The 8,747-nt window shown below is 44.1% G+C and carries 9 protein-coding genes and 1 pseudogene; 7 read left to right on the forward strand and 3 right to left on the reverse strand.

The features are described 5' to 3' along the window. The first annotated feature begins 565 nt into the window (after positions 1-565). The 5 genes from K2G43_RS05105 to der all read left to right on the forward strand — a co-directional run bounded on the left by K2G43_RS05105 (position 566) and on the right by der (position 4,840). The gene (locus K2G43_RS05105; RefSeq protein ID WP_300153312.1) at positions 566-1,147 is read left to right on the forward strand and encodes a DUF177 domain-containing protein; all 582 of its coding nucleotides are present in this window, start codon (positions 566-568) and stop codon (positions 1,145-1,147) included. 13 nt (positions 1,148-1,160) lie between these two features. Beyond that, the gene (gene rpmF, locus K2G43_RS05110; protein WP_002562387.1) at positions 1,161-1,346 is read left to right on the forward strand and encodes a 50S ribosomal protein L32; all 186 of its coding nucleotides are present in this window, start codon (positions 1,161-1,163) and stop codon (positions 1,344-1,346) included. Between the two features lie 124 nt (positions 1,347-1,470). Continuing rightward, positions 1,471-2,475, forward strand: a complete 1,005-nt coding sequence (locus K2G43_RS05115) for a beta-ketoacyl-ACP synthase III (RefSeq protein ID WP_300153314.1) — start codon at positions 1,471-1,473, stop codon at positions 2,473-2,475. Between the two features lie 118 nt (positions 2,476-2,593). Then, the gene (gene era, locus K2G43_RS05120; RefSeq protein ID WP_297644325.1) at positions 2,594-3,475 is read left to right on the forward strand and encodes a GTPase Era; all 882 of its coding nucleotides are present in this window, start codon (positions 2,594-2,596) and stop codon (positions 3,473-3,475) included. 51 nt (positions 3,476-3,526) lie between these two features. Further along, positions 3,527-4,840 (forward strand): ribosome biogenesis GTPase Der, encoded by a 1,314-nt coding sequence (gene der, locus K2G43_RS05125; RefSeq protein WP_297644326.1) that lies wholly within the window; start codon positions 3,527-3,529, stop codon positions 4,838-4,840. Between the two features lie 91 nt (positions 4,841-4,931). Here the strand turns inward: der and K2G43_RS05130 are convergent, their stop codons facing one another. Both K2G43_RS05130 and K2G43_RS05135 read right to left on the reverse strand, forming a co-directional pair. After that, positions 4,932-5,708: an ABC transporter ATP-binding protein gene (locus K2G43_RS05130; RefSeq protein ID WP_297644329.1), complete on the reverse strand. Its 777-nt coding sequence runs from the start codon at positions 5,706-5,708 to the stop codon at positions 4,932-4,934. Between the two features lie 91 nt (positions 5,709-5,799). Next, entirely contained in the window at positions 5,800-6,543 is a 744-nt protein-coding gene (locus K2G43_RS05135; protein ID WP_297644331.1) for an ABC transporter permease, read from the reverse strand. 182 nt (positions 6,544-6,725) lie between these two features. On the opposite strand from K2G43_RS05135, the gene lptB reads away from it, so the two are divergent. Beyond that, positions 6,726-7,466 (forward strand): LPS export ABC transporter ATP-binding protein, encoded by a 741-nt coding sequence (lptB, locus tag K2G43_RS05140; RefSeq protein ID WP_297644333.1) that lies wholly within the window; start codon positions 6,726-6,728, stop codon positions 7,464-7,466. A gap of 175 nt (positions 7,467-7,641) precedes the next feature. Here lptB and K2G43_RS05145 read toward each other — a convergent pair whose 3' ends face one another. Then, positions 7,642-7,890, reverse strand: coding sequence for an RNA-binding protein (locus K2G43_RS05145; protein ID WP_297644335.1), 249 nt, complete (start codon positions 7,888-7,890; stop codon positions 7,642-7,644). Positions 7,891-8,572: 682 nt separating this feature from the next. On the opposite strand from K2G43_RS05145, the pseudogene K2G43_RS13515 reads away from it, so the two are divergent. Beyond that, positions 8,573-8,747: pseudogene (locus K2G43_RS13515) on the forward strand (DUF1573 domain-containing protein); the annotation flags it as partial.

The following is an 8,747-nucleotide window of genomic DNA, read 5'->3' on the forward strand; positions in this document are numbered from 1 at the left end:
AACAGTGGGAGAGTAGGTAGCCGCCGTTTTTTTCAGTAGAAGCCCCCGTGCCGATGGTACGGGGGCTTCGTTTGTTTCGGGACGGGGGATGGCCGGGGCCCGCGGCCCTTGCAATTATGCCGGACTGAATCGGATTGTGAATTTCGGGGAAGCCGGTGAGCAAGCCTCTTTCAGGCTCCTTTTCTGACTCTTCATTTTTCTTTTTGAAATGCTTGCTAGAATGAGGACGTATCAAGCAATTCACTTCTCTTTTGGGAGATTAATTTCGTTTATTTGTTTTTTATAAGTAACAAGCCTTTTGAGTGATTTAGGATACGGATTGTTAGAATTGAATAGAGGATTTGACGTGTCGTATCAGGCACTGGAAGTTAAGGCGACAGGCACAAGTAATAGTTAAATGAGTGTTCGTTCGTGAGTGCATTTGGTAATCAGGCTTTCGGATTGCTTCAGATTATTCCCACGGATATGGATTGAAAAAAGAAGCACTATAGAATATTTTTTCTTAAATGCTACTGAATGAGGATAATTATTTGTATCTTTGTCGCCCGAATAAATAAAAGAAGCTTTGGGAAAGTTTGATAAATACAAGATAGACTTGAAAGGTATGCAGGCAGACTCATGCAAGTATGAGTTTGTGCTGGATAATCTTTTTTTCGCTGATATTGATGGCCCGGAAGTTCAGAAGGGAAAAGTCAATGTGGCATTGGTTGTAAAAAAAACATCCCGTGCTTTTGAATTGAATTTTCAAACGGACGGAATAGTATGCGTGCCGTGTGATCGCTGTTTGGATGACATGGAACAACCTGTCAGCTCTACAGATAAGTTGCTGGTCAAGTTTGGTCATGAGTATGCCGAAGAGAATGATAACCTCATCGTTATTCCCGAAGAAGAGGGTGAGATCAATGTGGCATGGTTCATGTATGAGTTTGTGGCTTTGGCAATTCCTATGAAGCATGTGCATGCCCCTGGTAAGTGCAACAAGGCAATGACAAGCAAACTGAACAAGCACATGCGTGTCACTCCGGATGACAATAGTGCGGATGATGCGTTTGCTCCGGACGAAGATACAAATCTGTTGGGCGGTGAAGAAGAAACTGCGGTGGATCCGCGTTGGGACGAATTAAAAAAAATATTAGATAACAATTAAAGATTAAAGAAAAATGGCACATCCTAAAAGAAGACAGTCTAAGACAAGAACTGCAAAGAGAAGAACTCATGATAAAGCAGTAGCTCCTACATTGGCTATTTGCCCGAATTGTGGTGAGTGGCATGTATATCACACAGTATGTGGCGCATGCGGTTATTATAGAGGCAAGCTTGCAATTGAAAAAGAAGCTGCCGTATAATTACGGTTGGTTTGACTAAAACTTATACTTGAACATCGGAGTCTAAAAAGATTTGTTTATTTGGGTATGCAGGTCTTTTTAGACTGCCGTTGTTTTAGTAGTTTTATAAGTAAACAGAATTTTAATGGAAAAAATAAATGCAGTAATTACAGGAGTCGGCGGTTATGTGCCTGATTACATCTTGACGAATGAGGAAATCTCAAGAATGGTAGATACCAACGACGAATGGATTATGACCCGTATCGGAGTGAAGGAGAGACATATCCTGAATGAAGAGGGGTTGGGTACTTCGTATATGGCTCGTAAAGCCGCCAAGCAGTTGATGCAGCGTACAGGTGCCAATCCTGATGATATCGATTTGGTGATTGTCGCTACATCCACTCCCGATTATCAGTTCCCTTCCATTGCATCTATCTTGTGTGAAAAGCTTGGCTTGAAGAATGCTTTTGCCTACGATATGTCGGCTGCATGTTGCGGATTCCTTTATCTGATGGAAACTGCTGCGAATTTTATTCGTTCGGGAAGATACAAGAAGGTTATTATTGTGGGTGGGGATAAAATGTCATCCGTGGTGAATTATAGTGATCGCGCCACTTGTCCCATCTTTGGTGACGGTGCGGCGGCCTTTATGATGGAGCCCACAACAGAAGAGGTTGGAGTGATGGATGCTATGTTGAGAACTGATGGCAAAGGCTTGCCTTTCTTGCACCTGAAAGCCGGTGGTTCGGTTTGTCCTGCTTCTTATTTCACCGTGGATAATCACATGCACTATCTCTATCAGGAGGGACGTACGGTATTCAAATATGCGGTTTCCAATATGTCGGATATCAGTGCAGCGATTGCTGAAAAGAATGGTTTGACGAAAGAGACGATTGACTGGGTGGTTCCGCACCAGGCCAATCTTCGCATTATTGATGCTGTAGCACATCGCCTAGAAGTTCCTCACGAAAAGGTTCTGATTAACATCGAACGTTATGGTAATACGAGTGCTGGCACGCTTCCGCTCTGTATCTGGGATTTTGAAGAGAAACTGAAGAAAGGTGACAATATCATCTTTACGGCATTCGGTGCCGGGTTTACCTGGGGGGCCATGTACGTGAAGTGGGGATATGACGGAAAGAAACACTAAGAATGAGGTGTAGTTGACATGTACTGAACTTTAGTTGAAACATTGAATAAAAAGAAACGCATCCTATTTCGATTCGATGCGTTTTTTTGTCTCAATCCAAATGTAATGTGTGAGAATTATGCATAAAGCAGGTTTTGTAAATATTGTGGGGAATCCCAATGTAGGCAAGTCCACATTGATGAATGTGCTGGTGGGCGAACGTATTTCCATTGCTACTTTCAAGGCACAGACTACCCGTCATCGGATTATGGGCATTTATAATACGGATGATATGCAGATTGTATTCTCGGATACACCGGGGGTATTGAAGCCTAACTATAAGTTGCAGGAATCCATGCTGAACTTTTCGGTATCAGCATTGACAGATGCTGATGTGTTGCTGTATGTGACAGATGTCATCGAGACGCTTGACAAGCATAATGATTTTGTCGAAAAGGTGAGCCGGATGGAAGTGCCCGTATTGCTGCTCGTCAACAAGATTGACTTAAGCAATCAGGAAAAGTTGGTGGAGCTGGTGGAAGCATGGAAGGAGTTGTTGCCGAAAGCGGAGATTATTCCTATTTCTGCCGCAACGAAGTTCAATGTGGACTATGTGATGAAGCGGGTGAAAGAGCTGTTGCCCGATTCTCCTCCCTATTTTGGCAAAGACCAATGGACGGACAAGCCGGCTCGTTTCTTTGTTACCGAAATAATCCGTGAGAAGATTCTGCTCTATTATGACAAGGAAATTCCCTACTCAGTAGAGGTGGTAGTGGAGCAGTTTAAGGAGGAAGCGAAGAAGATACATATCAACGCTGTTATTTATGTTGAACGTGATTCGCAAAAAGGCATTATAATCGGCAAGCAGGGGAAGGCCTTGAAGAAGGTGGCAACCGAAGCCCGCCGTGATTTGGAGAAATTTTTTGGGAAAACGATTTTCTTGGAGACGTTTGTGAAAGTTGATAAGGATTGGAGAAGCTCGGATAAGGAGTTGCGCAATTTCGGTTATCAGCTGGATTAAGATTTATTCATACGACTGTGACAGTCGCAAAAAAACATGGAGAGTTGAACTATGGGAAATTTAGTTGCAATTGTAGGACGTCCCAATGTGGGAAAGTCCACGCTATTTAACCGTTTGACCAAGTCGCGTCAGGCGATTGTGAACGAAGAGGCGGGAACCACGCGTGACCGCCAATATGGAAAGACCGAATGGTTGGGACGCGAGTTCTCGGTGGTGGATACTGGTGGATGGGTGGTAAACTCTGACGACATCTTTGAGGAGGAGATACGGAAACAAGTATTAATGGCCGTTGATGAAGCCGACGTGATTCTGTTTGTGGTGGATGTGATGAACGGGGTGACAGACCTCGACCAGCAAGTAGCCTCCATATTGCGCCGTACCAAGAAGCCGGTACTGCTGATTGCCAATAAGACGGACAATAATGAGTTGCAATACAATGCTCCTGAGTTCTATAGTCTTGGATTGGGAGACCCCTATTGCATTTCGGCCATGACCGGTAGTGGTACAGGTGACATGATGGATCTCATTGTAAGCAAGTTCAAGAAAGAATCCGCCGAGATTTTGGATGAAGATATCCCACGTTTTGCTGTGGTGGGACGCCCGAATGCAGGTAAATCTTCTATAGTGAACGCATTTATCGGGGAGGAACGCAACATTGTGACAGAGATTGCGGGAACCACACGCGACTCTATCTATACCCGTTACAACAAGTTTGGTTTTGATTTCTATTTGGTCGATACGGCAGGTATCCGTAAAAAGAACAAGGTGAACGAAGACTTGGAATACTATTCAGTAATCCGATCCATTCGTTCCATTGAAAATGCGGATGTATGTATTTTGATGCTGGATGCCACACGCGGAATCGAAAGTCAGGATTTGAACATCTTCTCGCTGATTCAGAAGAATGCCAAGGGACTTGTGGTCGTTGTCAATAAATGGGATTTGGTGGAGAACAAGACTGTGAAGGTGATGAAGACTTTCGAGGATGCCATTCGCAATCGTTTTGCCCCCTTTGTGGATTTTCCCATCATTTTTGCTTCGGCACTGACCAAGCAGCGTATTCTGAAAGTGCTGGAAGAGGCGCGTGCCGTTTATGAGAATCGTATGACGCGCATTTCTACCGCCCGTCTGAATGAAGAGATGCTGCCGCTTATCGAGGCTTATCCGCCTCCCGCAACCAAAGGTAAGTATATCAAGATTAAGTATATCACGCAGTTGCCCAATACGCAAATACCTTCATTCGTCTATTTCGCCAATCTTCCGCAGTATGTGAAGGAGCCTTACAGACGATTTCTGGAGAATAAGATGCGTGAGAAGTGGAGCCTGACCGGAACTCCGATAAATATCTATATCCGTCAGAAGTGACGCATTTGAAAAAGAATGCGGGTGTCACATCGTACTTTTGTGGCACCCGCAATTATATATATATCTTTGAACTTCGATAGAATCTTTTTCTTTACTTTATTATTCCTCTTTTCCCCATTTCCGCTTCCTTTACCTTCCGGAAGAGGTCGGAGGCGAATATGAAATTGTTCAGCCGTTCGTTGGTAGCGGTAAAGATGTCTTCCTTGCTTCCTTCCCACTCTTTGTTTCCCTCGTAGATGAAGATGATGTTCTCTCCGATTCCCATTACCGAGTTCATGTCGTGGGTGTTGATGAGGGTGGTCATGTTATACTCTTTGGTGATGTCCTGTATCAGTTCGTCGATGACAAGTGAAGTTTTGGGGTCAAGACCGGAGTTAGGCTCGTCGCAGAACAGGTATTGCGGGTTCAGGGCGATGGCGCGGGCAATGGCCACGCGTTTTTGCATACCACCGCTGATTTCTCCGGGAAATTTATCTTTGGCTTCAAGCAGGTTGACACGCTCCAGGCAGAACATCGCACGGCGGGTGCGGTCGCGCAGGGTGTCGTTGCTGAACATGTTCAGGGGAAACATGACGTTGTCCAGTACTGTCATCGAGTCGAAGAGGGCGGCACTTTGGAAAATCATTCCCATCTCCCGGCGAAGTTGTTTTTTCTCCTTTTTCCCCATAGCCAGGAAGTTACGGCGGTCGTACAGCAGTTCTCCTTTTTCCGGTGTCAGAAGACCTACGATGCATTTCATGAGCACGGTTTTTCCTGAACCGCTTTGGCCGATGATAAGGTTGGTTTTTCCGTTTTCAAAGGTGGCGTTGATGCCTTTCAGCACCTCTTTCCCTTCAAATGACTTGCATAATCCTTTCAGTTCTATCATTTTCTGTTTTATATTTTGAAGGAGTTATCGGGAGTTAAAAGGAGTATCGGCTTCTGATTCCCTCTAACTCCCGATAACTCCTTTTTATTACTTATCCCATCAACAATTGCGTCAATATCAGGTCGGCGAATAAGATGAGTACGCTGCTGCATACCACAGAGTCGGTGGATGCCTTTCCCACCTCAATGGAACCTCCTTCTACGGTATATCCGAAGAAGGCCGATACGCTGGCGATAATGAAGGCGAAGAACAGCGATTTGATGATGCCGCACCAGATGAACCATTCGACAAACATGTATTGCAAGCCGTATTCCAAATCTACGGCAGACATGATGCCGCCAAACCAGCAGGTGCAGAAGGCTCCGATGATGCCCGCGAATATGCTGAACATCACCATCAACGGGATGGTGGTGACCATGGCGGCTACTTTGGGAAGGATGAGGTAGTTGGCGGAATTGACTCCCATGATTTCAAGGGCGTCTATCTGCTGTGTCACCCGCATGGTGCCCAGCTCGGAGGCAATGTTGGAACCTACTTTTCCCGCCAGAATCAGACACATGATGGAAGATGAAAATTCCAACAGCATGATTTCACGGGTGACATATCCCACCGTCCAACGGGGCATAAAGGGGCTTTCGATGTTCAACTTAATCTGTATGGTGATGACGGCTCCGATGAAAAACGATATCAGCAATACGATGCCGATGGAGTTGACACCGAGCTGTTCCAGTTCGTTGACGTACTGGCGGAAGAACATACGCATCCGTTCGGGGCGGGCGAAAACACGTCCCATCAACATGATATATCTTCCTACTGTCTTTAGCGCTTTAAACATAATCTATGAGTATTTGACCGCAAATGTACACTATTTCGGCTTATTTTTGCTACATTTGCGGCGAAAACCTTTAGAATATGGAAGAAGAAAAAGGCATAAAGGACAATATAAAGGAAGTTCAGGAAATTTTGCCGGCCGAACAGAAGCAACCTGTTGAAGCAAAGCCGCAAGAAGAGGAACGTATGGTGTTGCGTACGGAAGATTTGGTGAAGAAGTACGGCAAGCGTACGGTGGTGAGCCATGTCTCCATCAATGTGAAGCAGGGCGAGATTGTGGGGCTGCTGGGGCCGAATGGTGCCGGCAAGACAACTTCGTTCTATATGACCGTGGGCCTGATTACTCCGAATGAGGGGCGCATCTTCCTGAATGATTTGGACATCACGAAGTATCCGGTATATAAGCGTGCGCAGACGGGTATCGGCTATTTGGCGCAGGAGGCGTCCGTCTTTCGTCAGATGAGTGTGGAAGACAACATCGCATCCGTGCTGGAGATGACCGACAAACCGCTGTCGTATCAGAAGGAGAAGTTGGAGAGCCTGATTGCCGAATTCCGTTTGCAGAAGGTCAGGAAGAACAAGGGAAATCAATTGTCCGGTGGCGAGCGGCGCCGTACGGAGATTGCCCGCTGTCTTGCCATCGACCCGAAATTCATCATGCTCGACGAACCTTTTGCCGGTGTGGACCCCATTGCGGTAGAAGATATTCAGCAGATTGTGTGGAAACTGAAAGACAAGAACATCGGCATCCTGATTACCGACCACAATGTGCAGGAGACGCTGAGCATCACCGACCGTGCTTATCTGCTGTTTGAAGGAAAAATTCTATTCCAGGGTACGCCGGAAGAGTTGGCGGAGAACAAGATTGTGCGTGAGAAGTATTTGAGTAACAGCTTTGTGCTTCGCCGCAAGGACTTTATGAAATAATTTATAAGGAGTTAAAGGGAATTAGAAGGAGTTACCGCCCTTTGGGATTAGGAGTTAAAAGCCAATACGCTTGTTTGTGTAAACTAACGATTTTATTTTCACAAACAGCGTATTGGCTTTTTGTTTCTAATGGAGCAAAGCAGAGTGATAACTCCCTCTGACTCCTTCAAAAATATCAATATTTCGGCGGTCTTGCTTCTTTCACTACCATCTGACGGCCGAAGAATTCGCTTCCGTCCAATTCGGCAATGGCTTTGGCAGCAGCGGCGCTGTCTTCCATCTCAACAAAGGCGATGCCTCTGAAACGCTTGGTCTCGCGATCGTTGATAAATTTCACTGAAGATACTGTACCGTAATTTTCCATGACTTGCTGCAAGTCACTCTCCTTAATCCGGTAATTAAGGTTTCCAACGTAAATGTTCATAATGAATTGGATAAAATAAATAATTAAATAAAACTCTCTTTGGAAAGAAGGATGATTAATAATAGGACTACAAAGACAGAGAGTTTACAAAAGCGTTCTTTTTTGAAACGGTAGTATAAACCATGTAATGGAAATCGAAAAACTAGTGCACCATCATTCCGCGACAAAGGAACGCATAAAATTCGGATAAGCAATGCTTTTCCGCGATTATTTTGTTTTTTCGGATATCACTTTAGCATGCTTTGCTTATTTCATGGGACTATCTATGTGAAATTCTCTCTATGTTGTATTTTTTTGTAAATTACAAATAATCAGTATTGTATGGATGATTGTCTGCCTTGGAACGTATCTTTGTGGGGGGGATGAATAGTTACATTATTATATCTGTTTTTATTAAAAAAAAGTGAAATATTATGGCGTTGAATGATTAGTATTGATTATTTCCGTTATTTTTAAAAACTTAAATTTAAATATTTGTTATGAATAGAAGTAAAGCATTATTATTAGGTATATTGTTCACAATGAATGTCTTGTGCTTTTCTCAAGAAAAACCTCAAATTATATGGAAAGAAAAGATTCATAATTTGAGTCAGGTCAACTCTAAAGATAGCCTTGTTGAAACCGTCTTTTTCTTTGACGTGAAAGGGGAAATCCCTTTGGTGATACATATAATGTATCTGTAAGTTGTGGCTGTACGGCTGTGGATTGGATAAAACACCCCGTCAAACCCGGAGGAAAGGGATTTGTGAAAGTAATTTTTTACCCTAAAGGACAGAATGGCTATTTTGACAAAAGATTTGTTGTAGAATCAAATGCGCAGAAAAATCTGGATTTGTTAAGAATAAAAGGTTATGTTA

This window comes from Bacteroides sp. (genome assembly GCF_029057325.1).
In the GTDB taxonomy this organism is placed as follows: Bacteria; Bacteroidota; Bacteroidia; order Bacteroidales; family Bacteroidaceae; genus Bacteroides.